At 60.9% G+C, this 23,110-nt stretch carries 17 protein-coding genes and 3 pseudogenes; 10 read left to right on the top strand and 10 right to left on the bottom strand.

Annotation, left to right across the window (positions count from 1 at the left end):
* Positions 1-62: 62 nt before the first annotated feature.
* Positions 63-998: a LysR family transcriptional regulator gene (locus KFS80_RS19970; RefSeq protein WP_212545676.1), complete on the top strand. Its 936-nt coding sequence runs from the start codon at positions 63-65 to the stop codon at positions 996-998.
* Positions 999-1,205: 207 nt separating this feature from the next.
* Here the strand turns inward: KFS80_RS19970 and KFS80_RS27355 are convergent.
* The 3 genes and pseudogenes from KFS80_RS27355 to KFS80_RS19960 form a co-directional block, all read right to left on the bottom strand.
* Positions 1,206-1,799: pseudogene (locus KFS80_RS27355) on the bottom strand (methyl-accepting chemotaxis protein); the annotation flags it as partial.
* Positions 1,800-2,111: 312 nt separating this feature from the next.
* A pseudogene (locus KFS80_RS27350) lies at positions 2,112-2,888 on the bottom strand (cache domain-containing protein); the annotation flags it as partial.
* Between the two features lie 201 nt (positions 2,889-3,089).
* Complete coding sequence (locus KFS80_RS19960) at positions 3,090-4,409, bottom strand: Na+/H+ antiporter family protein (RefSeq protein WP_212545675.1); 1,320 nt, start codon at positions 4,407-4,409, stop codon at positions 3,090-3,092.
* 317 nt (positions 4,410-4,726) lie between these two features.
* Between KFS80_RS19960 and KFS80_RS27345 the strand changes: the two are divergent.
* Both KFS80_RS27345 and KFS80_RS27340 read left to right on the top strand, forming a co-directional pair.
* Positions 4,727-6,253, top strand: a pseudogene (locus KFS80_RS27345) (PDC sensor domain-containing protein); the annotation flags it as partial.
* A gap of 102 nt (positions 6,254-6,355) precedes the next feature.
* Complete coding sequence (locus KFS80_RS27340; protein WP_420851058.1) at positions 6,356-7,111, top strand: methyl-accepting chemotaxis protein; 756 nt, start codon at positions 6,356-6,358, stop codon at positions 7,109-7,111.
* Positions 7,112-7,857: 746 nt separating this feature from the next.
* On the opposite strand, the gene KFS80_RS19950 is transcribed toward KFS80_RS27340, so the two are convergent.
* The 4 genes from KFS80_RS19950 to KFS80_RS19935 are packed head-to-tail and all read right to left on the bottom strand — an operon-like array spanning position 7,858 to position 10,459.
* The gene (locus KFS80_RS19950; RefSeq protein WP_212545673.1) at positions 7,858-9,171 is read right to left on the bottom strand and encodes a sensor histidine kinase; all 1,314 of its coding nucleotides are present in this window, start codon (positions 9,169-9,171) and stop codon (positions 7,858-7,860) included.
* Complete coding sequence (locus KFS80_RS19945) at positions 9,168-9,836, bottom strand: response regulator transcription factor (protein ID WP_053121928.1); 669 nt, start codon at positions 9,834-9,836, stop codon at positions 9,168-9,170. Before KFS80_RS19945 ends, KFS80_RS19950 begins: the two co-directional genes overlap by 4 nt.
* A 3-nt stretch (positions 9,837-9,839) precedes the next feature.
* A complete protein-coding gene (locus KFS80_RS19940) occupies positions 9,840-10,151 on the bottom strand; it encodes a PepSY domain-containing protein (RefSeq protein WP_053121930.1) in 312 nt (103 codons plus the stop codon).
* Positions 10,151-10,459: a PepSY domain-containing protein gene (locus KFS80_RS19935; protein WP_053121932.1), complete on the bottom strand. Its 309-nt coding sequence runs from the start codon at positions 10,457-10,459 to the stop codon at positions 10,151-10,153. The genes KFS80_RS19940 and KFS80_RS19935 overlap by 1 nt, the downstream gene beginning before the upstream one ends.
* 244 nt (positions 10,460-10,703) lie before the next feature.
* Between KFS80_RS19935 and KFS80_RS19930 the strand changes: the two genes are divergently transcribed.
* The 6 genes from KFS80_RS19930 (at position 10,704) to KFS80_RS19905 (ending at position 16,770) form a co-directional block, all read left to right on the top strand.
* Complete coding sequence (locus KFS80_RS19930) at positions 10,704-11,783, top strand: patatin-like phospholipase domain-containing protein (protein ID WP_212545672.1); 1,080 nt, start codon at positions 10,704-10,706, stop codon at positions 11,781-11,783.
* Between the two features lie 85 nt (positions 11,784-11,868).
* Complete coding sequence (gene queD / locus KFS80_RS19925) at positions 11,869-12,225, top strand: 6-carboxytetrahydropterin synthase QueD (RefSeq protein ID WP_007915588.1); 357 nt, start codon at positions 11,869-11,871, stop codon at positions 12,223-12,225.
* 206 nt (positions 12,226-12,431) lie between these two features.
* The gene (locus KFS80_RS19920; RefSeq protein WP_212545671.1) at positions 12,432-13,244 is read left to right on the top strand and encodes an alpha/beta fold hydrolase; all 813 of its coding nucleotides are present in this window, start codon (positions 12,432-12,434) and stop codon (positions 13,242-13,244) included.
* A 240-nt stretch (positions 13,245-13,484) separates the two neighbouring features.
* On the top strand, positions 13,485-14,756 hold the full coding sequence (gene codB, locus KFS80_RS19915) for a cytosine permease (RefSeq protein WP_212545670.1): 1,272 nt from the start codon (positions 13,485-13,487) through the stop codon (positions 14,754-14,756).
* Between the two features lie 15 nt (positions 14,757-14,771).
* Positions 14,772-16,007 (top strand): cytosine deaminase, encoded by a 1,236-nt coding sequence (gene codA / locus KFS80_RS19910; protein ID WP_053121942.1) that lies wholly within the window; start codon positions 14,772-14,774, stop codon positions 16,005-16,007.
* A 115-nt stretch (positions 16,008-16,122) separates the two neighbouring features.
* Complete coding sequence (locus KFS80_RS19905; protein WP_053121944.1) at positions 16,123-16,770, top strand: carboxymuconolactone decarboxylase family protein; 648 nt, start codon at positions 16,123-16,125, stop codon at positions 16,768-16,770.
* Positions 16,771-17,029: 259 nt separating this feature from the next.
* Here KFS80_RS19905 and KFS80_RS19900 read toward each other — a convergent pair whose 3' ends face one another.
* Entirely contained in the window at positions 17,030-18,010 is a 981-nt protein-coding gene (locus KFS80_RS19900; protein WP_212545669.1) for a diaminopimelate epimerase, read from the bottom strand.
* A 246-nt stretch (positions 18,011-18,256) separates the two neighbouring features.
* Between KFS80_RS19900 and KFS80_RS19895 the strand changes: the two genes are divergently transcribed.
* On the top strand, positions 18,257-19,408 hold the full coding sequence (locus tag KFS80_RS19895; RefSeq protein ID WP_053121948.1) for an MFS transporter: 1,152 nt from the start codon (positions 18,257-18,259) through the stop codon (positions 19,406-19,408).
* A gap of 156 nt (positions 19,409-19,564) precedes the next feature.
* Here the strand turns inward: KFS80_RS19895 and KFS80_RS19890 are convergent, their stop codons facing one another.
* Both KFS80_RS19890 and KFS80_RS19885 read right to left on the bottom strand, forming a co-directional pair.
* A complete protein-coding gene (locus KFS80_RS19890) occupies positions 19,565-21,991 on the bottom strand; it encodes a TonB-dependent siderophore receptor (RefSeq protein ID WP_212545668.1) in 2,427 nt (808 codons plus the stop codon).
* A gap of 98 nt (positions 21,992-22,089) precedes the next feature.
* On the bottom strand, positions 22,090-23,073 hold the full coding sequence (locus KFS80_RS19885; protein ID WP_212545667.1) for a FecR family protein: 984 nt from the start codon (positions 23,071-23,073) through the stop codon (positions 22,090-22,092).
* Positions 23,074-23,110 lie beyond the last annotated feature (37 nt).

Raw genomic sequence — 23,110 nt, 5'->3', positions numbered from 1 at the left:
CTGTGCGATAAATGGGAGCATCCGGACAACACCTTTGCGCAACACGCACAGCAGGACAGACCATGTATGGCCTAAACGAACTCGGATTCAAAGCGCTGCGACTGTTTGTGGCCGTGCTCGATCACGGCAGTTTTTCCGAAGTCGCCCGTCGCGAAGGCGTGGCGCCCTCCTCGATTTCGCGGCAGATCCATTTGATGGAGCAAGCGCTGAATCAGCAATTGCTCTACCGCCATACCCGCGCCGTCACGTCGACCGAGGCTGGGCGCATGCTCGGCCATCACGCGCGGCTGGTGTTGGTGCAATTGGAAGAAGCCGAACAGGCGTTGCAGGAACAGCAAAGCGAACCCACCGGCCTGGTGCGCATCAACGCCCCGGTGGTGTTCGGCCAGCGCCATCTGACGCCGTGGCTGGGCAAGTTGTGCGCGCGCTATCCGAAGCTGCAACTGGATATTCAGCAGACCGACCATTACGTCGATCCGCTGCAAGAAGGCGCGGATCTGCTGTTCCGCATCGGCCCACTGCATGACTCCAGCATGCAAGCGCGGATTCTGGCACCGCACCGCTTTCAGGTCGCGGCCAGCCCGGCGTATCTAAAACGCCACGGCACCCCGCAACACCCCGACGATCTCGCGCAACACCAGTGCCTGGCGTACAAAGGCGCGGCCGGACTGCAGCGCTGGTTCTTCCGTCGCGACGGGCAGGACTGGGCGCCGTACTCGGTGAAAGGCCCGATCACCGGCAACCACGCCGACACCCTCACCCAAGCCGCCGAACAGGGATTGGGGCTGGTGATGTTTCCGTCGTGGCTGATTGGCGAGGCGGTACGCGAAGGCACGTTGGTGCCGGTGTTGGGCGAGTATCAGGTGTCGAACAGTCTGGAGCCGCAGCAGATTGCGGTGCTGTGGCCGGGGAGTCGGCGCTTGTCGGTGAAGGTGCGCACCGTTATCGACTTCTTCATCGAATGCTTCGGCGAAGTGCCTTATTGGGATCGGACTTGAAGGGTTGAAGATCAAGAGCCCCTCACCCTAGCCCTCTCCCCGAGGGAGAGGGAACTGATTGCGGGATATTGCAGGCATGCATCGACCTGAAAGCCCTGCTGTGAATCCATAATCGACTCGATTTCTCAGGTCGATGTACAACGCAAGACAACTCGGTCAGTCCCCTCTCCCTCCGGGAGAGGGCTAGGGTGAGGGGCTCTTAAAGCTTCAAATCCGAAACTGGCCGACAAGTTTGCCCAGCCGCTGACCAAGATCCGCCAAACTACGCGAAGTCTGCGCCCCCAACTGCGTCTCATCCGCCACGCTGTCCACCGCCACCGCAATCTGGTGCACGCTGCGATTGATCTCTTCCGCCACCGCCGTCTGCTCTTCTGCCGCGCTGGCAATCTGCGCGTTCATCGAGTTGATCGTCGCAATCAACGACGCCATCGTGTCCAGCGAAGCCCCAGCCTGATTGGCCTGCGCCGACGTGCCGTCGCCCGCCTCACTGGATCGGCGCATCGCTTCCACCGCCGACTGCGTCCCGGCCTGCAAGCGATCGATCATCCCCTGAATTTCCTGAGTGCTGATTTGCGTACGACTGGCCAGCGCGCGCACTTCATCCGCCACCACGGCAAACCCGCGCCCGGCCTCACCGGCCCGCGCCGCTTCGATTGCCGCGTTCAGTGCGAGCAGGTTGGTCTGCTCGGCAATCGAACGAATCACCCCGAGCACGCCGACAATCGAGCTCACGTCCTGCTGCAAGCTGTCCAGCGACACGCCGCTGCTGCGGATGTCATCGACCAACGCATGAATCTGTTTGATGCTGCCCGCCACCACGCGCTTGGCGCTCTGGCCTTCTTCATCAGTCTGCTGGGCAGCGACGGCGGCGTTCTGCGCGCTCTTCGCCACTTCCTGCGCGGCGGCGGACATTTCGTTGATCGCCGTTGCCACCTGATCGGTCTCGTGACGCTGGCGCTCCATCGCCTGATCCGAGCGCTGCGCCTGATCCGAGACTTGCGTCACCAGCCCGGTGAGTTGCGTGGTCATCTCGGTGATCTGCCGCACCAGTCCGTGAATCTTGTCGACGAAGCGGTTAAACGAACCGGCCAGTTCGCCGAGTTCGTCCTGACTGGTGATGTTCAGACGACGGGTCAGATCGCCCTCGCCCGCCGCGATGTCATCGAGGTTGGCCTTCATCAGCGTCAGCGGACGCAAAATGGTATTGGCCAGCAGCATGCCCGCCGCCGCGATCACCAACAGCACCACCACCGCGACGCCGACGATGCTCAGCACCACGCCTTGCATGCGTTCCTGCACTTGCGTTTGCACCAGCGCCACTTGCGCCTCGATGCCGTCGAGGTTGACCGAGGTACCGACCGCCATGTCCCACTTCGCCAGGTATTCGGTGTAGCCGAGTTTCGGCACCAGCACCTGCGCATTGCCCGGCAGCGGCGAACTGTATTGCAAATAGTGCGTGCCGTCCTTCGCCACTTTCACCAGGCCCTGGTTGACGTAAACGCCGTTCGGGTCGCGGTTGTCCTTAAAGCTTTTGCCCACGCCCTCCGGGTCGTTGGCCTTGAACAGGCGCACGGTCTCGGAGTCGTAGCCGAAGAAGTAGCCGTCCTTGCCGTAGCGAATCCCCGAGAGCAATTTGATCGCCTGCGCGCGCGCCGCGTCATCGCCGGGGGCGGCAGCGTCGTAGAGAGGTTTGATCGTGGTCATGGCCACGGCGACGTAACTTTGCAGGGTGGCTTTGGCGTCGCCGAGCAGGCGCTCGCGGGTCTGCTCGACCTCGTTGTGCGCCTGTTGCTGAAGGATGAACAGCGTGGTCAGGCTGATGACCAGCGCAAAGAGCAGCACCGGGAGGACGGCGAGGGACAGGACTTTAGCCTTGAGGCTCAGGCGCATTGGGGGCTCACTCTTTTGGTTTTATTGGCGTGGTTAAAGGCTTTAACGGCACGCAAAAGCAAAAGTTGAATCGTGAGGCTCACCGCATTCCCCCTGTGGGAGCGGGCTTGCTCGCGAATGCGCTGTGTCAGTTAACAATGACGGTGACTGACAGGACGCCTTCGCGAGCAAGCTCGCTCCCACAGTTGGGATTTGTGGTGCTTAGAGAACCATCGCGGCCACCCAGCCGAACGCCAGCAGCGGCAGGTTGTAGTGCAGGAACGTCGGCACCACGGTGTCCCAGATATGGTGATGCTGCCCGTCAACGTTCAAACCGGAGGTCGGCCCCAGTGTCGAGTCCGACGCTGGCGAGCCGGTATCGCCCAGTGCCCCGGCGGTGCCGACGATGCACACGATCGCCATCGGGCTGAAGCCGAGCTGCACGCACAAAGGCACGAAAATCGCCGCCAGAATCGGCACCGTCGAGAACGACGAACCGATCCCGATGGTCACCATCAGGCCCACCAGCAACATCAACAACGCGCCAATCGCCCGACTGTGATTGATCCACGCCGCTGCGCTTTCGACCAGCGTGCGCACTTCGCCGGTGGCTTTGAGCACTTCGGCAAATCCCGAGGCCGAGATCATGATGAAGCCGATCATCGCCATCATCTTCATGCCTTCGGTGAACAGGTCGTCGGTTTCACGCCACTTCACAATGCCCGACGCCGAGAAGATCAGAAAACCGGCGAGCGCGCCGATAATCATCGAGTCGAGCAGCAACTGAATGATGAACGCCGCAGCAATCGCCAGACCGGCAATGCCGATGGTTTTCGGGTTGTAGGCAACGCTGACCTGTTCGACCTGCTCGATTTTTTCCAGATCGTAAACGCGCTTTTTGCGGTAGCTGAAGAACACCGCCACCAACAGACCGAAGACCATGCCCAGCGCCGGAATAGCCATGGCGTGCATGACATTGATCTGGCTGATGTCGACGCCGGCCTTGCTGACGTTGGCCAGCAGGATCTGGTTGAGGAAGATGTTGCCGAAGCCGACCGGGAACACCATGTACGGCGTGATCAGACCGAAGGTCATGACGCAGGCGATCAAGCGGCGGTCGAGTTGCAGCTTGGTCAGTACATATAGAAGTGGCGGCACCAGCAGTGGAATGAAGGCGATGTGGATCGGCAGGATGTTCTGCGAAGCAATCGCGACCACCCACAACAGACCGATCAGCAGCCATTTGACACTGCCGCCACCGCTCGAATGTTGACGATCGACCATCGCCAGCGCCTTGTCGGCCAATGCGTGGGCCAGGCCCGATTTGGCAATCGCCACGGCGAAAGCACCGAGCAACGCGTAGGACAACGCCACGGTCGCGCCGCCGCCCAGGCCGCTGTTGAACGCCTTGAGCGTGGCGTCGATACCCAAACCACCGGTCAGGCCGCCGACCAGCGCGCCGACGATCAAAGCGATCACCACGTGCACGCGCGACAGGCTGAGAATCAGCATGACGCCGACCGCCGCTATGACTGCATTCATTTCACTACCTCAAAAAACACTGCGGTGGACAACCGACCGCCAGACAGAATGAGTCCGCCAACGCTAAACCGGCGGATTTGCAAAGAGGGTCTTATTAGAAGGGCGCGCACTGTGCCGCAGAGTGGCGGCGGTGTCAAAACATCGAAGGCTACTCACAACCCTTGATCGTCCCCACGCTCTGCGTGGGAACGCCTCAATGGACGCTCTGCGTCCGCTTTGGGACGCGGAGCGTCCCGGGCTGCATTCCCACGCGGAGCGTGGGAACGATCAATATCCGGGGCCAGGCACAAACTTTGTGGTGAGGGGATTTATCCCCGATGGGTGGCGAAGCCGCCCCCTGCATTCTTACAGACACAGCGCATTTGCAGGTTTTGCGACTGCTGCGCAGCCGGTCGGGGATAAATCCCCTCACCACAGGTTTTGTGTTTGCCCCAAAAAGGTGTTTCAGCCATGGCCTGTGGCAATTAGTCATATTGTGTTTCAGGGATAAAGAAAGCCGATTTGCGGCCGTTACAGTGCAAAGTCGCAGATATTTATCGAATAAGGACGTCTCCATGTCGCTCAGACAACTTTCCATCCAATGGAAAATCACCCTGCTCGCCGGCCTTTGCCTGGCCGGTATCGTGACCCTGTTGGTGGGTCTTTCGCTGTATCGCATGGAGCACAGTTCCGCACTGGTGAAAGCTTCGAGCATGGAGATGCTCACCGAGTCGGCGCAGGCGCGCATCGAGTCCCAGGGCGAAGTGCAATCGGCGGGCATTCGCCAACAATTCATGGACGCCTATCAATACGGCCACGGTTTTTCGCGCCAGGTGTTGTTCCTCCGTGAACAGGCCGAGAAGCGTTTCCTCGACGCCTTCGACTTGCGCGAAGACATGACCCGTCAGGTCAAATCCGCGCTGCAAGCCAACCCCGATCTGCTCGGCCTGTCGCTAGTGTTCGAAGCCAATGCGCTGGATGGCAAGGACGAATTGTTCGCCAACCAGGCCGAACTGGGCAGCAACGACAAGGGCCGCTTCGCCCTGTACTGGTCGCAACCGACGCCTGGCAAGGTGACCTCGATGGCGCTGCCGGAAAGCGACATGGCCGACACCAGCACCGGCCCCTCCGGCCAGGCGGCCAATGCCTGGTTTACCTGCCCGCGCACCACACTCAAACCCTGCGTGATCGAACCGTACTTCTACGTGATCGACGGCCACAACGTGCTGATGACCAGCATCGTGTTCCCGCTGGTGGTGGATGGCAAAGTCATCGCCTCGCTGTCGGTCGACATCAACCTCAACAGCCTGCAAGCCACCAGCCAGAGCGCGAGCAAGAAGCTCTATGACGGCCAGACCGCCGTGAGCATCATCAGCCCCGCCGGCCTGCTCGCCGGTTACAGCCCGGACGCTGGGAAACTCAGCCAGCGTCTGGATGCGATCGACAAAACCAGCGGCGCTGAGCTGCTGCGGCTATTGGCCTCGAACAGCAACGTCACCAGCCTGCACAGCAACGGCCAGTTGAAAGTACTCTCGCCATTCCAACCGATTCCCGGTGGCCCGTCGTGGGGCGTGCTGCTTGATGTGCCGGAAAAAGTCCTCGTCAGCCGCGCCGAAGCGCTCAAGCAACAACTGGACGCGAGCAACACCTCAGGCACGTTGATTGAGCTGAGTCTCGGCGTGCTCGCCGCGCTGATCGGCCTGCTGCTGGTGTGGCTGATGGCGCGCAGCGTGACCAAACCGATCCTCGGTGTGGCGCACATGCTCGAAGACATCGCCAGCGGTGAAGGTGATCTGACCCGCCGCCTGGCCTACGACAAGAAGGATGAACTCGGTCAATTGGCCGGTTGGTTCAACCGCTTCCTCGATAAATTGCAGCCGATCATTGCCGACGTCAAACGCTCGGTGCAGGACGCTCGCAACACGGCCGATCAGTCCTCGGCCATCGCCACCCAGACCAGCGCCGGCATGGAGCAGCAATACCGTCAGGTCGATCAGGTTGCCACCGCGTCCCACGAAATGAGCGCCACCGCACAAGACGTCGCGCGCAGTGCTGCGCAAGCTGCCGAAGCCGCCAAGGACGCCGATCGCGCCACCCGTCAAGGCCTGACCATGATCGACCGCACCACCGCGAGCATCGACACCCTCGCCGCCGACATGAGCGCGGCGATGGTGCAGGTCGAGGGCCTCGCCGCGAACAGCGAGAAAATCGGCGCCGTACTGGAAACCATCCGTGCCATTGCCGAGCAGACCAACCTGTTGGCCCTCAACGCCGCGATCGAAGCGGCACGCGCTGGTGAAGCTGGACGTGGTTTTGCCGTGGTCGCCGATGAAGTGCGCAACCTCGCGCGCCGCACGCAGGAGTCGGTGGAAGAAACCCGTCAGGTGATTGAACAACTGCAGACCGGGACGCAGGAAGTGGTCGGTTCGATGGGCAACAGCCATCGTCAGGCGCAGGGCAGTGTTGAACAGGTTGGCCAAGCGGTGACTGCGCTGCGCCAGATCGGCGACGCGGTGACGGTGATCAGCGACATGAACCTGCAGATCGCCAGTGCGGCGGAAGAACAGAGCGCTGTGGCGGAGGAGATCAACAACAACGTGGCGACGATTCGCGATGTGACGGAATCGTTGTCGGGGCAGGCGAATGAGTCGGCGCGGGTGAGTCAGTCGCTGAACAGCCTGGCGAATCAGCAGCAGAGTTTGATGGATCAGTTTCGGGTGTGACCCGGGATTTTGGGGGTGTCAGGTAAATCCTTTCCCCCTCACCCCAGCCCTCTCCCCCAAGGGGTAGAGGGGAAAGGGAGCCGATCTATGTGCTTTTCAAAACCTGAGTTCGACTCAATACCCCAAGTCGGCGTATCTCGGCCATCCAACTCGGTCAGTCCCCTCTCCCTCCGGGAGAGGGCTAGGGTGAGGGGCTTTTGCTTTTCAAAACCTGAGTTCAACTCAATATCCCAAGTCGGCGTACTTCGCCCATCCAAATCGGTCAGTCCCCTCTCCCTCCGAGAGAGGGCCAGGGTGAGGGGCTTTTGCTTTTCAAAACCTGAGTTCGACTCGATACCCCAAGTCGGCGTATCTCGGCCATCCAACTCGGTCAGTCCCCTCTCCCTCCGGGAGAGGGCCAGGGTGAGGGGCTTTTGCTTTTCAAAACATGAGTTCGACTCGATATCCCAAGTCGGCGTACCTCGGCAATCCAACTCGGTCAGTCCCCTCTCCCTCCGGGAGAGGGCCAGGGTGAGGGGCTTTTGCTTTTCAAAACCTGAGTTCGACTCGATACCCCAAGTCGGCGTATCTCGGCCATCCAACTCGGTCAGTCCCCTCTCCCTCCGGGAGAGGGCCAGGGTGAGGGGCTTTTGCTTTTCAAAACCTGAGTTCGACTCGATATCCCAAGTCGGCGTACCTCGGCAATCCAACTCGGTCAGTCCCCTCTCCCTCCGGGAGAGGGTTAGGGTGAGGGGCTTCTGAAAGCCTCACCGCCGAGGCAGTTCAATCAACACTTTCAGCCCGCCCCACTCGCTTTCCATCAACATCAGCGTCCCGCCCCACGTATCAACAATATCGCGCACAATCCCCAGCCCCAACCCATGCCCGTGCGTCTGTTCATCCAGCCGCGCTCCCCGACTGAATACCTGCGCGCGCTGCTCCTCAGGAATCCCCGGTCCGTCATCTTCCACGCTCAGGGCAAATCCCTCAGCCGTTTCGACCACGCTCAAACGCACCTCGGCATCCGCCCACTTGCAGGCGTTGTCGAGCAGATTGCCCAGCAGCTCCAGCAAATCCTCACGATCCCACGGCAACTGCAATCCCGCCGGCGCGACATAACTTAACGCCAGATGCTCGCCATGAATCATGTTCAGCGTCGCCAGCAACCCCGGCAGTTCGGCATCGCAATCAAACAACGCACCCGGTAACGCATCGCCAGATAATCGTGCGCGGTTCAGCTCGCGATTGAGCCGTTGCTGCACCTGTTCCAGTTGTTCGAGAAGAATCTTGCGCAGCTCGGGATGGGCATCGAGTTTCTCGCTCGACGCCAGGCTCAACAGCACCGCCAACGGCGTTTTCAACGCATGCCCAAGGTTGCCCAAGGCATTACGCGAACGCTTGAGACTGTCCTCGGTGTGCGCAAGCAAATGGTTGATCTGCGCCACCAGCGGTTCCAATTCAACGGGCACTTGATCGTCGAGTTGCGAACGCTGGCCCTGCTGCAATTGCGCGATCTGCTCGCGAGCCTTTTCCAGCGGCTTCAGTGCGCGGCGCACCGTGAGTCGCTGCAAAAACAGAATCAGCAGCAACGCCGCCAACCCCAGACCGAGGCCAATCTGACGCATGCGCTGAAAGCTGTCGCTGACCGGCGTGTAATCCTGCGCAACGCTGATCGAAATCGACTGGCCCAGACGCCGATAGTCCGAACGCAGCACCAGCAACCGCTGACCGTCCGGGCCCAGTTGCAAGTTGCTGTGCAGACCGGGCTGATCCAGCAGCGGCAGATCCTGATCCCACAGCGATCGCGAACGCCAGTGGCTGTCGGCAAAATCGATACGGAAGTAATGCCCGGAAAACGGTCGCTGATACGCCGGCGACAAGTGCCGCTCATCCAGCTGCAACCCCATGGGGCCGCGCACCAGCGCCACCAACAGGGTTTCGCTGTCGTCGCGCAGGCCGGCTTCGAGGTAGCGCTGCAAACCCACTTCGAACAACCACAAACTGGTTTGCGCCAGCACCAGACCGACGATCACCATCACGCTGATCAAACCCAGGCTCAAGCGGCGCTGGATTGACCTCATGAAGCCTGCCCGCCGAACAGGTAACCCTGGCCGCGACGGGTTTCGATCACGCTTTTGCCGAGCTTGCGGCGCAGGTGATTGACGTGGACTTCGAGTACGTTGGAATCGCGCTCGGTTTCACCGTCGTAGAGGTGTTCGGCGAGGTGACTTTTGGAAAGGATTTGCTCGGGGTGCAGCATGAAATAGCGCAGCAGACGAAACTCGGCGGCGGTCAGTTGAATGTCGGTGCCGTCGCGCACCACGCACTGACGGCCCTCGTCCAGATGCAGGCCGGCGGCTTGCAACGTCGCCTGATTGGACTGGCCCTTGGAGCGGCGCAGCAGCGACTGTATGCGCAGGAACAGCTCTTCGGGATGAAAAGGTTTGGTCAGGTAATCGTCGGCGCCGGCCTTCAGGCCTTCGATGCGTTCGGCCCAGGAATCACGCGCCGTGAGGATCAACACCGGAATCGCCAGACCGCCCGCGCGCCACTGCGCCAGCACCTCAAGCCCCGGCACACCGGGCAGACCGAGGTCGAGGATGATCAGGTCGTACGGCTCGCTGCTGCCCTGATACAGCGCATCACGGCCGTCCGCCAGCCAATCGACTGCGTAGCCTTGGCGTTGCAGACCGGCGAGCAATTCGTCGGCCAGCGGTACGTGGTCTTCCACCAAAAGCAAACGCATCGATCAATCTTCCTTGTCTTTCACTAATTCACCGGTTTCGGCCTTGAGGTGCAACTCACGGGCGACACCCTCGACGGTAAGCAACTCGACCTCATAAATGTAGACGTCATGTTTCTCTTCCAGCTCGACTTCCAGCAGTTTGGCGCCCGGATAACGATCCATCGCCTGCTGCAGCACTTGCTCCAGCGGCAGGATGACGCCCTGGCGACGCAGGTTCAGCGCTTCGTCCTGATCGAGGTCGCGGGCCATCGCCGCCGAGCAAAAAACTACCAGCGCCAGCGCCGTGCGGCTGGTGGCGCGAACATTAAGCTTCATTACGTATCCTGATGATCCTTGAGAACCTGCCCGGTCACCGCGTCTAATTCCAGATCCCAATTGAGACCCTGCGGATCACGCATTTCGACCTGGTAGATGTACTTGCCGTACTCCTCTTCCAGCTCGGTTTCGGTGATCGTCGAGCCCGGATGTTTGGCCAGCGCGGTTGCGTTGAGCTTCTCGAAGGAAACGATAGTACCAGCGTCGCGCAGGCGCAGGGCTTCATCCGGGCCCAGATCGCGGGCGTGGGCGATGCTGGCAGTGAAGCCGATGATCGCGCAAATGGACAGGGCAGTCAGGGTTTTCAAAAGGGTGTCTCCGTATTTTTTATGTATTGCTCACGGTCGGCACCTTAACCAGATGAACTTAACTGAAACTGAATTGCCATCATTCTCCCTCCCTGAAATATCTCCTGTAGGAGCTGCCGAAGGCTGCGATCTCTTGATCTTGTTTTTAAAAAGCCAGGATCAAAAGATCGCAGCCTTCGGCAGCTCCTACAGGATTCTGTAACATGTGCTTATAATTGTTCGCTTGCTAACGATCGAGACCGGTATGACCGCCATCCACATCAAGTTCCCCGCCCTCACCCTCAAGGCCGGCCCACGGGCCATGGCGCGGATTCGCGCGCAGGGTCTGAACGCCGCTGACGTCGGCACCCTGCCCGGTGCGGCCGGTGGGCCGAAGGCGTTGGGGATTCAGGGGCTGGATCTGGCGCTGTTCGGTGAATGGCTGCCGAGTGCGCCGCGTGAGCGTTCGCTGATTGGCGCCTCGGTCGGTTCCTGGCGCTTCGCCAGCGCTTGCCTGCCGGACGCCGCCGCAGGCATCCGCCGCCTCGGCGCGCTCTACGCCGAGCAGAATTTCAACAAAGGCGTGACCATGGCCGAGATCAGTCAGAGCTCGCAGCGCATGCTCAATGACCTGCTTGATGGCCGCGACGCGAGCATCCTCGACAACGCGCATTACCGCTTGAACATCATGGTGGTGAAAAGCCAGGGGCGTCTCGCTGATGACCATCGCGGTCGCCTCGGTCTGGCGCTGGGTTCGGTGATCGCCGATAACCTGCGCGGTCGTGCGCGACTGTCGCGGCACTTCGAACGGCTGATCATCCACGATCCGCGCCTCGCCCCGCCGGTGAATGCGCTCGACGATTTCCCGTCGCGCTTCGTCGCACTGAATGCCGGCAACTTACGTCAGGCGCTGCTGGCCTCGGGGTCGATCCCGATGGTCATGGAAGGCGTGCGCGATCTGCCGGGCGCCGGGGCTGGCACCTTCCGCGACGGCGGTCTGCTCGACTATCACCTCGATCTGCCCTACAGCGGTGACGGCATCGTGCTTTATCCGCACTTCACCGACCGGGTGATTCCGGGCTGGTTCGACAAGACCCTGCCGTGGCGCAAAGCCTCGGTGCAGCGCTTGCAGGACGTGCTGTTGCTCGCGCCGTCGAAGGAATACCTGGCGCGCCTGCCCTACGGCAAACTGCCCGATCGTAACGACTTCAAACGCTTCATGGGCGATGCAACGAGCCGGCAGAAATACTGGCACGCGGCGATGGACGAGAGCCGCCGTCTGGGCGATGAGTTTCTCGAACTGACTGCCAACGGTCGCCTCGCCGAGCGCTTGCTGACCCTTTAGTCAGCACGGCCAAACACAAGCTGGTAAACTCGCCGCCTGCCCGAATCGCTGCGGCGAACACCATCTGAACAGAGCCGAAAATACCGTGGAAATCTTCAAGGAATTTACTTTCGAATCCGCCCACCGCCTGCCGCACGTCCCGGACGGCCACAAGTGCGGACGTCTGCACGGTCACTCGTTCAAAGTGGCGCTTCACCTGAGCGGCGACCTCGATCCGCACACTGGCTGGATCCGTGATTTCTCGGAAATCAAAGCGATCTTCAAGCCGTTGTACGAGCGTCTGGATCACAACTACCTGAATGACATTCCTGGCCTGGAAAACCCGACCAGCGAAGTACTGGCCAAATTCATCTGGAATGAAATGAAGCCGTTGCTGCCAGAACTCAGCGCGATCCGTATTCACGAGACGTGCACCAGCGGCTGCATCTATCGCGGCGAGTAACCCGAGCCTGAGAACACTGCAAAACCCTGTGGGAGCGGACTTGCCCGCGAAGGCGTCGGAACATCGACATTGATGTGACAGACACTCCGCTTTCGCGAGCAAGCCCGCTCCCACAGGGGAATAGCGTTGATGTTCAAGAACAGCCTTCACGGCTGTTTTTTTATGCCTATGCTTTTTGGCTCCCCACCCGCCAAGAGGACAGGCCCATGACAGACTGGCTGCTGGATCAGGTCTTTGACTTCAACGGTCACTCAGTGCGCCATGCCGTACGTGGCGATGGCCCGCCGCTGGTGTTCGTGCATGGCACACCTTTCTCGTCTTACGTGTGGCATCGGATCGCGCCGCACTTCTTTGCCACGCACCGCGTGTATTACTTCGATTTGCTCGGTTATGGACGCTCCGCGAAACCTGCCGCCGATGTCTCCCTCGGTGTGCAAAACCAGTTGTTGGCGCAGTTGCTCGATCACTGGAACATCCAAAATCCCGACGTGGTCGCCCATGACTTTGGCGGTGCCACGGCGCTGCGCACTCACCTGCTCAATGGCAAGGATTACCGCAGCCTGACGCTGATCGATCCGGTGGCGCTGACGCCATGGGGCTCGCCGTTTGTGCAGCATGTTCGCCAGCATGAAGCGGCATTTAGCGGTCTGCCCGATTACATCCAGCGCGCCGTCGTGCCGACCTACATTCGCGGGGCGATTCACCGGGCGATTCCCGACGACGAACTCGCGCCCTACGTTGAGCCGTGGCTCGGCGATCCCGGGCAAGCGGCGTTCTATCGGCAGATTGCGCAGATGGATGAGCGCTATACCCGTGAGGCCGAAAGTTTGTACCCGACGATCCGTTGTCGGGTACAGATTCTCTGGGGCAAAGACGATCAGTGGATTCCCATCGAGCGTGGCCGTGCATTGCACAAGATAATCCCCGGCTCACAATTCCACCCGATTCCCAACGCCGGCCACCTCGTCCAGGAAGACGCCCCCGAAGCCATCGTCGCTGCGCTGATGCGCTTCCTCTGACCCACCACAAATCCCCTGTAGGAGCTGCCGAAGGCTGCGATCTTTTGATCTTGCTTCTAAAAAACAAAATCAAAGGATCGCAGCCTTCGGCAGCTCCTACATTGGGCTTTGGTGTGTTCGGGTGCACTGTTTTCGCGCCGTTTGACGCGACTCGTCTATACATAACCCGCGCCAACCGGAACATGGCACGACCACTGCAACCCTCCCCCGCGTCTCCCTCTCTCCAGCAAGGACCGCCCCATGACGCAGAACGATCCCGGCAACGATTACCCCCTCAGCGAAGTCCCGATGCACGCGCGCAAAGGCCTGGCCTCTACGGCGATGGTGTTACTGGGCTTCACGTTTTTCACCGCGACCATGTTTGCCGGCGGCAAGCTAGGCGTGGCGTTCAGTTTCGGCGAGATGATGGCGGTGATCATCGTCGGCAACCTGCTACTCGGTTTGTACGCGGCAGGCCTCGGTTACATCGCCTTCAAGAGTGGCCTCAATTCGGTGTTGATGGGGCGTTTTTGCTTCGGTGAAGTGGGCAGCAAACTCAGCGACCTGATCCTCGGTTTCACCCAGATTGGCTGGTACGCCTGGGGCACCGCGACGGCTGCGGTGGTGCTCGGCAAATACTTCGATCTGGATCAAGGCACGGTGCTTGGCTTGATGGTGCTGTTCGGTCTGGTGTTCTGTGCCACGGCTTACGTCGGTTATCGCGGGCTGGAGATTCTGTCGTACATCGCGGTGCCGGCAATGATGTTGCTGCTGATGCTGTCGATGTGGGTGGCGACAGTGAAAGTTGGCGGTTTCCAAGGATTGCTCAGCGTCGTGCCGAGCGGTTCGCTGGACTGGTCGACGGCGATTACTTTGGTGTTCGGCACCTTCGTCAGCGGCGCGACGCAAGCGACCAACTGGACGCGTTTCTCGCGCTCGGCGCGTGTCGCGGTGCTGGCCAGCCTGATCGGTTTCTTCATCGGCAACGGTTTGATGGTGCTGATCGGCGCGTACGGCGCCATCGTTTATCAGCAGCCGGACGTGGTTGAAGTGCTGCTGTTGCAAGGCTTCGCCATGGCCGCGATGGCCATGCTGCTGCTGAACATCTGGAGCACCCAGGACAACACCATCTACAACTTCGCCGTCGCCGGTTGCAACCTGCTGCGCACCGGACGGCGCAAGACCGTGACCCTGGCCGGCGCGGTGATTGGCACCCTGCTCGCCCTGCTCGGTATGTACGACATGCTGGTGCCCTACCTGATTCTGCTCGGCACGGTGATTCCGCCGATTGGCGGGGTGATCATGGCCGACTTTTTCTACCGCTGGCGCGGGCACTATCCACGCCTGGCCGACGCACGGTTGCCGGCGTTCAACTGGCCGGGCCTCGGGGCTTACGCGGTCGGCACCGTCGCCGCGTTCAGCTCGCCATGGGTTGCGCCGCTGGTAGGCATCGCCGCTGCCGCGTTAACGTATGTCATCGTCACCGGCGCGCTCGGCGCTCGCAGCGCGGCCGCGCCACTACAAGACTTATAAAAAAGGATTCGCCTGATGCACATCATCAACGCCCGTTTGCGCAACCAGGAAGGTTTGCACGAATTGCACCTTGAAGACGGCCTGATCCGCAGCATCGCCCGGCAGACCGAAGCGCCGACGCTGGGCCCCGACGACCTCGACGCCGGCGGCAATCTGGTGGTGCCGCCCTTCGTCGAGCCACACATTCACCTCGACGCCACCCTCACCGCCGGCGAACCGCGCTGGAACATGAGCGGCACGCTGTTCGAAGGCATTGAGTGCTGGGGCGAGCGCAAGGTCACCATCACCGAAGAAGACACCAAGACCCGCGCCAAGAAAACCATCCAGACCCTCGCCGCGCACGGTATTCAGCACGTGCGCACCCACGTCGACGTCACCGATCCACAACTCACCGCACTGAAAGCCATGCTCGAAGTGCGCGAAGAAAGCCGTCACCTGATCGACCTGCAGATCGTCGCGTTCCCACAGGAAGGCATCGAATCGTTCCGCAATGGCCGCGAGTTGATGGAAGAGTCGATTCGCATGGGTGCTGACGTGGTTGGCGGCATTCCACACTTTGAATACACCCGCGATCAGGGCGTCAGTTCGGTGAAGTTTCTGATGGACCTGGCCGAGCGCACCGGTTGCCTGGTCGACGTGCATTGCGACGAGACCGACGACCCGCACTCACGCTTCCTCGAAGTACTCGCCGAAGAAGCACGCAGCCGCGACATGGGCGCCCTCGTCACCGCCAGCCACACCACGGCGATGGGTTCTTATGACAACGCTTACTGCGCGAAACTGTTCCGTCTGCTCGGGCATTCCGGGATCAGTTTTGTCTCCTGCCCAACCGAAAGCATCCACCTGCAAGGACGCTTCGACAACTTCCCGAAACGCCGTGGCGTGACCCGCGTGAACGAGTTGCTTGAAGCCGGGATGAACGTGTGTTTCGGTCAGGATTCCATCGTCGATCCGTGGTATCCGCTGGGCAACGGCAACATCCTGCGGGTGCTTGAGGCCGGGCTGCACATCTGCCACATGCTCGGCTATCGCAACCTGCAAAGTGCGCTGGATCTGGTCACCGACAATAGCGCCAAAGCGATGCATCTGGGCGAGCGTTATGGGCTGGAACAGGGGCGTCCGGCGAACCTGCTGATTCTGTCGGCGGACAGTGATTATGAGGTGATCCGCAGTCAGGGTTTGCCGCTGTATTCGATTCGCGCCGGCAAAGTGCTGATGAAACGGCAGATGCCGGTGGTGGAGTTCGTCTAAGGTGAAGAAACCGGCGTCGCAATGACGCCGGCAACCCCTGCGATGGATGCTCCTTCATGCTGAAGTTTGTGCGTAGTTGATCAGCCGCCATCCTCATTTTCTTGAGGATTTCCCAATGAACCACACACCCTCGCCCATGGCCTCGCTGTACCACGAAGGCCGACAGACGTTTACCGAACTTGTACCCGACGGCGGCGCTCGGCTCGATGCGCTGTTTCACACCGTGCCCGCGCTGGGTGAATTGGCGGTTGGCGTGGTCTATGGGCATTTGCACGCGCGCCCGGGCCTCGATCCGCGCCTGCGGGAAGCGGTGTCGTTTGCCGCCATCGTGGCGTCAGGGATGGTCGGCCCGCCATTGAGTGTGCATCTGAAGACAGGGCTGGCCTCGGGGTTGGCCCCCGGTGAAATGACTGAGGTGCTGTTGCAGGCCTCGGCATTCGCGGGGTTTCCGCGGGCGGTTAGTGCGGCGGAACAACTCAATCGGCTGTTCGACGAGTCTGGGTTGGCATCACCGCCGGCACCGACACCCCGTGAAATCGCGTTGGAATTCTGTGAGCAAGTGCGCGGCGGGCACGCGCCGATGCCGGTCAGTGCAGCGGTGAAACGCCTGTTGAAACATGCGCGGCAGCTGGCATTGCAGGCCAGTTCGGCGCACGCGGTGATTGTTGAATGTTTCGAGGATGAGCCGTCGCCCCGCGCATTGCTGCGGTTGGAGGTGCAGGGTGAGCAGGTGGTGTCGGTGACGTTGTTCAAGGCCCACTGACGAGGTGTCCTGGCGGGCCCCATCGCTGGCAAGCCAGGCTCCCACAGGGTTTTGGGGTGAACACATTATTTGTGTGCACCTGAATTCACTGTGGGAGCGAGCTTGCTCGCGAATAGGCCCGCACATTCAACATCAACGTGACTGACATACCGCCTTCGCGAGCAAGCTCGCTCCCACAGGGTTATGTATTTGGACTGGTGTTTGTGTTCAGCACAAAACCCTGTGGGAGCCTGGCTTGCCAGCGATGGCGGTTTCGAGTTCAGCCGATCAACCGCGCCGTACCAAACAACCTGACGCGCACCTGCGCGCCGTCGATTGCTTCCAGCAAAATGGGTGCTGTGCCGCCGGGCATGACCACCTGCACTTCTCCTGCTTCAACCCAACCCACCCGCCATGCCGCACATGCGACCGCACTGGCGCTGGTGCCTGATGACGCCGTCGGCCCTTCGCCACGTTCGAAGACTCGCGCGACGATGCGTTGCTCGGAATCGCGTGCCGCCCATTGCAGATTGACGCCCGCCGGACACGGGTCGCCAACGCCGGTCGGCATGGCGTAGGCGATCTGGGTCAGGCCTTCATTCAGTGGCGACTCACGCATCTGTTCGTTACTCGGCAACGCCGACTTGTCGCCAAGCAGCGTCACGCAATGTGGATTGCCGATGCGCACAAATTGGCTGTGCTCCCAGGTCGGATCAAGTGCCGCCAATGGCTGAATTCTGCTGACCTCCCGGCTATTGAAATCAACACTTTCAACGTTCTGCGCACCCACCGCGCACGGCCCGAAATCCGCTTGACCGAGATCGAGCCAGAAGCCTTGCACACCTGCGACGTCGGCAGGCTTCACCGACGTTTCCACCGCGTCACCTTTGTCGTGATGAACGCGCAACAACGCGCCCTCCTCCGGCAGCAATCCTTGCTCGGTCACTGCCTGGGAGAAAATCGTCAGACCGTTGCCACTGCGCTCGGCGAGGGTGCCGTCGGTGTTGACGATCAGCACATCGAACGGCGGCGAAGTCTGGAACGGGCCGATCAGCAGGCCGTCGCTGCGGTGGGATTTGCTGTTGGCTGGGCGCTGGCCATCGGGCCAGTCGCAGCAGCGTTTGATAGCGGCCTCAGTCCAGAACTGGCGCAAGGATGCGCATTCGGCAGCGCTGGCAGGCAGTTCAATGCCCGCCTCGCGCAAGGCTTGCGGCGAAACCACACCGTAGATATTGCCCCGCGCATCATAAAACTGCGTCATCACTCGCCTCTATGCTCACCGTGTTGAAGCACTCACTCTAACGGCTAACACAATTCCTGTGGGAGCGGGCTTGCTCGCGAAGGCGGTGTGTCAGGTGACATTTTTTTTGCCTGTGAGACCGCCTTCGCGAGCAAGCCCGCTCCCACAGGGTAGGATGTCGTCTGCATGTACCCGAACACTGGCGATCGAACCTCGACGCCGTATCACTGTCCTTCGGGGACGCGAAGTTTTTTGCCAAGGATCGATATGACCAGCCTCAACGCCCAAGCCACCTTCGTCCCCGGACGCCTGCAACAGATGTCCACGCGCATCGCCTTTTTCATCGCCGGGCTCGGCATCGCGGCGTGGGCGCCGTTGGTGCCGTACGCCAAGGCGCGCGCCGGGCTCGATGAGGGCACGTTGGGTTTGCTGTTGTTGTGTCTGGGCGTCGGCTCGATTCTGGCAATGCCACTGGCGGGGATTCTCGCTACGCGCTTCGGCTGTCGGCGCGTGGCCACGGGCGGCACGTTGTTGATCTGTGCAGCGTTGCCGTTGCTGGCGACGGTCTCATCGATCCCTGCGCTGGTCGCCACGTTGTTCATGTTCGGCGCCGGCCTCGGCACGGTGGATTCGACGGTCAATCTGCAAGCGGTGATCGTCGAGCGCGCCAGCGGCAAGAACATGATGTCCGGCTTTCACGGCTTGTTCAGCCTCGGCGGGATCGTCGGTGCGGCGGGCGTCAGCGCCCTGCTCGGCCTCGGCCTGACGCCGCTCGCCGCGATGCTGGTGGTGGTCGTGGTGCTGATCGCGGCGCTGTGCAAATGCGTGCCGCACATGCTGCCTTACGGCAGTGAAAGCTCGGGCCCGGCATTCGCCATCCCCCACGGCATCGTGCTGTTTATCGGCGGGATGTGCTTCATAGTCTTCCTCACCGAAGGCGCGGCGCTGGACTGGAGCGCGGTGTTTCTGGCGCAGGAACGCGGGATCGACACGGCCTATGCCGGATTGGGTTATGCAGCGTTTGCGCTGACCATGACGGCGGGACGCTTGATGGGTGACCGGATTGTGCGGATCGTCGGCGCCACGCGGATCATTCTGTTTGGCGGTTTGTTGGCGGCGGGTGGTTTGTTTCTGGCGACGTTCGCGCCGAGTTGGGAAGCGGCATTGGTCGGGTATGCGCTGGTCGGCGCCGGTTGCTCGAACATCGTGCCGGTGCTGTACACGGCGGTGGGCAAACAGACGGTGATGCCGGAAAGCATCGCGGTGCCGGCGATTACCACGTTGGGCTATGCGGGGATTTTGGCGGGGCCGGCGGTGATTGGCTTTGTCGCGCACGCCAGCAGTTTGAGCTTTGCCTTTGGGCTGATGGCGGTGCTGTTGGTGGCTGTGGCCATTGGCGGGAAAGTCTTGAAAGTCTGAAGCAAAAGATCGCAGCCTGCGGCAGCTCCTACATGAGATCGTTCCCACGCTCTGCGTGGGAATGCCTCAATGGACGCTCCGCGTCCGCTTTTGGACGCAGAGCGTCCCGGGCTGCATTCCCACGCGGAGCGTGGGAACGATCAGTTATCTTATGCTTTAAAACCCAACGCTGGCCTGCACAAAGAACGTCCTTGGCGCGCCCACATACATCCCCGAATTGTTATCGCTGGAGCGGGTGAAATACTGCTTGTCGAAAATGTTCTTCACCCCCGCGCCCAACTTCATATTCGACACCTGCGGCCCGAAGTCATAGCCGCCACGCACGTTCCAGGTCACGTAACCCGGAATGTCGCCGTACTGCCCGTCCGCCGTGCCCTCGGTGATGTAGTTGCCGTTGAAGCTGCCATCGGCGTTGACACCGGTACCCGGCGAACGCTGTTTCGACTGGGCAAAGCCGTCGATGTTGTACGTCCAGCGGTTGATGTCGTAACGCAAACCCACCGTCGCCACCTGACGCGAATAGAACGGCAGATCACGGCCCTTGAAGCCCGGAATCTCGCCTTCATACGTAGCGCGGGTGTAAGTGAAACCGGCATTGGCGGTCAAACCATCAAGGCGCGGATCCAGCGCCGCCATGTCGTAATGCACCGACGCTTCAAGTCCCTGGTGCTTGGTCGCGCCAAGATTCGTCCAACCAACATCGTTACTGATGTATTGCAGTTCGTCATCGAAGTCGATGTAGAACAGCGTCACTTCACCGCCCCACACATCGTCGTTGTAGCGCGTGCCGATTTCGTAGGTCTTGGCCTTTTCCGGCTCCAGACCGTTGGCGGTCTGATCACCCGAACCGCCCTGCCCCAGCTGAAAATACTGCAGGCTGCCGAACGAGGTTTCGTAGTTGGCGAACAGTTTCCACGCGTCCGACAGGTGATACATCACGCTCAGCGCCGGCAGCGGTTCGTTGCTTTCGATGCTGCGGTTTTTCTCCGGCACGCGTTTGCCGGCGGTGTCGAGCACGGCGCGATCATGCCAGTCAGTGCTGATGTGTTCGAAGCGAATACCCGGCGTGATCGTCCAGTTGCCGACGTCGATTTTGTTATCGACGTAGACCGAGTTGGCCTCGGTGCCGCCGGTGCGATCCTGGAACACATGACCGTCAGACGTCGGCGTTACGACAGGCTGATTGTTGACCAGCGCCAGACGACTCGATTGCTCGTGCATCGCCTCTTTCAAATAGCGATAACCGACGCTGACTTCCTGGCTGGTCGGGCCGACATCGAAGACCCGCGATACCCGAGGCTCGATGCCCAGCGTGTAGTAGGAACGCGGGTACGAGCTGAGGGTTTTCTGGTCGCGGGCGGCGATGGTGCTGCCGCGAAAACTGTCGGTGTAATAGGTCAGCACTTCGGCCTGGGTGCGCTCGTCAATCTGGCGAATCCACTTGAACGACACGTCTTTGCGACGGCCGCTGAATTGGTCGTAATCGCGCACCGAGTCGTACGGTTTGTCGTCGTATTGTTTCTGCGTCAGACCGCCGGGCATGTCGGCGCTGGCGTCGTAGTAGTGAAAGTTGAGGCTGAAGTCATCCTGATCGGTCGGCGCCCAGTGAGTCTTGAGCAGCACGTCGTCGATGTCGTTGCCGTTGTTGCGCTCGCGGTAACCATTGCCATTCACGCCGGAATACAACAACGCCACGCCCATGCCGTTGTCGGCCGTGCCGCCAAGGAACGCGGTGTCGATGTGTTTCCAGCCGCCGTACTGGGTGGTTTCCAGGGTGGTGCCGATTTCACCGGTGGCTTTTTCCGGGATCGCGCGGGTAACGAAGTTGATCACGCCGCCGACGTTTTGCGGCCCATAACGCACGGAACCGGCACCACGAACCACGTCGATGCTGTCGAGGTTGCCGGAGGAAATCGGTGCCATCGACAGTTGTGGTTGACCGTACGGCGCGAAAGCTGCCGGTACGCCGTCGATCAACACCGTGGAGCGCGGCGACAGGCGCGACGTCAGACCACGCACGCCAACGTTCAACGAAATATCGCTGCCGCCGGTGCCGTTGGAATCCTGCACCTGCACGCCCGGCACACGCTTGAGCACGTCGCTGACGTTCATCGCGCCCTGCTCGACCATGGCTTCGCGGCGAATCACCGTGCGCGCGCCGGGGTGGTTTTGCACCACGGCGGCGTTGGCATCACCGAGCCAGTCGCCGACCACTTTGATGTCGGTCACGCCCAGTTCCAGCGGGCCGTTGGTCGCAGCGGAAGTTGCTGCGGGCGACAGCGTTACCGAGCCTTCGTTGATCTGATAATCCAGACCGCTGCCTTGCAGCAACTGACGCAGCGCCTGCTCCGGGGAGATGTCGCCATCGACGGCCGGGGCTTGTTTGCCGGCGACCAGATCAGGGCTGAAAAACACTTGCAGCGAGGTTTGCTGGCCCAGTTCGCTCAGCGCCTGACCCAATGGCTGGGCGCGGATATGAATCGCTTCACCGGCAAACGCCAGCGGCATCGCAGCATTGACCGCGAGCGCGAGGGCCAGCGGCAACCAAGGGGATTTTTTATTGTGGGCAGTGGTGGTTTTCACGTCGAACGTAGTCCTGTGGATCGCAAGAGTGTGCGGCTGTTAATGCAAACCAGTTGCAGTTGAACAGGAAGACGATGAACTCGAAAAAAACCTGAATTTTATTTTGAAATTATTTCCTGACTGCCATCCGCATGGGTGCGAACGGCCACTGGCAGGATGCTCGGCAAGGCTTTGAGCAAGGCTTCGGTGTTGTCGGATTTGAACACACTGGTCAGGCGCAGACTGGCCACCGCAGGGTTGCTGACGGTCAGCGGCTTCTCGCGATAACGCGACACTTCCGCGGCCACTTCGCTGAGGCTGGCGTTGTTGAACACCAGTTTGCCGCTGCGCCAAGCGGTGAGTTCTGCTGGGTTGACCGCATAGGCGGCAGCGACTTTGCCTTGGGCATCGACGTAGGTACCGAGGCCTGCGGTCAGGCTGATGAAGTCGTTGTCCGGCGCATTGTGGCCCTGCACTTTCACCGTGCCCTGCTCCACCGCCACGCGGGTTTGCGTGACGTCGCGGCGCACATCGAAACGGGTGCCGGTGACCGTGACCTTGCCGCTGCCGGCCTCGACCACGAACGGTCGCGAGGTATCGTGCTCGACGCTGAACATCGCCTCGCCTTCGCTCAATTCGATCAACCGCCGATCGTTTTCGAAGCGCACCTGCAAGCGGCTACGGCTGTTCAGATCGATCACCGAACCGTCCGGCAGCGCTACGTGTTTGCGCTCGCCCAACGCGGTGCTGAATTCGGCGCTGTAACCGCCCGGATGATTCAAACCGCTGAACAGACCGAGGCCGAGCGCCACTGCCACCACACTCGCGGCCACGGCATAACGTAACAACGGACGTCGTTCGCGGCGCGTCGGTGGAGTTTCAACCAAAGCTTTGAGGCGTGGCGCCGGCAACAAATCAGCGGCCGTCCACAGCCCCTGAAGCAACTGGAATTCGTCACGGTGCTGCGGATGCTCATTCAGCCAGGCGTCGAAGCGCTGCTGCTCGTCGGCACTGACCACCGGCTCCTGCAAACGCACAAACCAGCGAGCCGCATCATCGCGCACCGTTGTTTGCCCGCACGCGCAATCACGAGTATCCATCATGGAATGTCCTGTCCGGCCGGGAATATAAAGACACACA

Source organism: Pseudomonas rustica (assembly GCF_018336155.1).
Lineage (GTDB): Bacteria > Pseudomonadota > Gammaproteobacteria > Pseudomonadales > Pseudomonadaceae > Aquipseudomonas > Aquipseudomonas rustica.
The sequence above is the reverse complement of the archived record's forward strand: the minus strand, read 5'-3'. Positions and strand labels throughout refer to the sequence as shown.

What these genes read in the sequence shown, in the direction of transcription:
- KFS80_RS19920 (WP_212545671.1), top strand. Translation starts at nt 12,432, where the DNA reads ATGACAGACTGGCTGCTGGATCAGGTCTTTGACTTCAACGGTCACTCA.
- KFS80_RS27340 (WP_420851058.1), top strand. Translation starts at nt 6,356, where the DNA reads ATGGAGCAGCAATACCGTCAGGTCGATCAGGTTGCCACCGCGTCCCAC.
- KFS80_RS19930 (WP_212545672.1), top strand. Translation starts at nt 10,704, where the DNA reads ATGACCGCCATCCACATCAAGTTCCCCGCCCTCACCCTCAAGGCCGGC.
- codA (WP_053121942.1), top strand. Translation starts at nt 14,772, where the DNA reads ATGCACATCATCAACGCCCGTTTGCGCAACCAGGAAGGTTTGCACGAA.
- KFS80_RS19960 (WP_212545675.1), bottom strand. Translation starts at nt 4,409, where the DNA reads ATGAATGCAGTCATAGCGGCGGTCGGCGTCATGCTGATTCTCAGCCTG.
- KFS80_RS19940 (WP_053121930.1), bottom strand. Translation starts at nt 10,151, where the DNA reads ATGAAGCTTAATGTTCGCGCCACCAGCCGCACGGCGCTGGCGCTGGTA.
- KFS80_RS19895 (WP_053121948.1), top strand. Translation starts at nt 18,257, where the DNA reads ATGACCAGCCTCAACGCCCAAGCCACCTTCGTCCCCGGACGCCTGCAA.
- KFS80_RS19945 (WP_053121928.1), bottom strand. Translation starts at nt 9,836, where the DNA reads ATGCGTTTGCTTTTGGTGGAAGACCACGTACCGCTGGCCGACGAATTG.
- codB (WP_212545670.1), top strand. Translation starts at nt 13,485, where the DNA reads ATGACGCAGAACGATCCCGGCAACGATTACCCCCTCAGCGAAGTCCCG.
- KFS80_RS19885 (WP_212545667.1), bottom strand. Translation starts at nt 23,073, where the DNA reads ATGATGGATACTCGTGATTGCGCGTGCGGGCAAACAACGGTGCGCGAT.
- KFS80_RS19970 (WP_212545676.1), top strand. Translation starts at nt 63, where the DNA reads ATGTATGGCCTAAACGAACTCGGATTCAAAGCGCTGCGACTGTTTGTG.
- KFS80_RS19950 (WP_212545673.1), bottom strand. Translation starts at nt 9,171, where the DNA reads ATGAGGTCAATCCAGCGCCGCTTGAGCCTGGGTTTGATCAGCGTGATG.
- KFS80_RS19900 (WP_212545669.1), bottom strand. Translation starts at nt 18,010, where the DNA reads ATGACGCAGTTTTATGATGCGCGGGGCAATATCTACGGTGTGGTTTCG.
- KFS80_RS19905 (WP_053121944.1), top strand. Translation starts at nt 16,123, where the DNA reads ATGAACCACACACCCTCGCCCATGGCCTCGCTGTACCACGAAGGCCGA.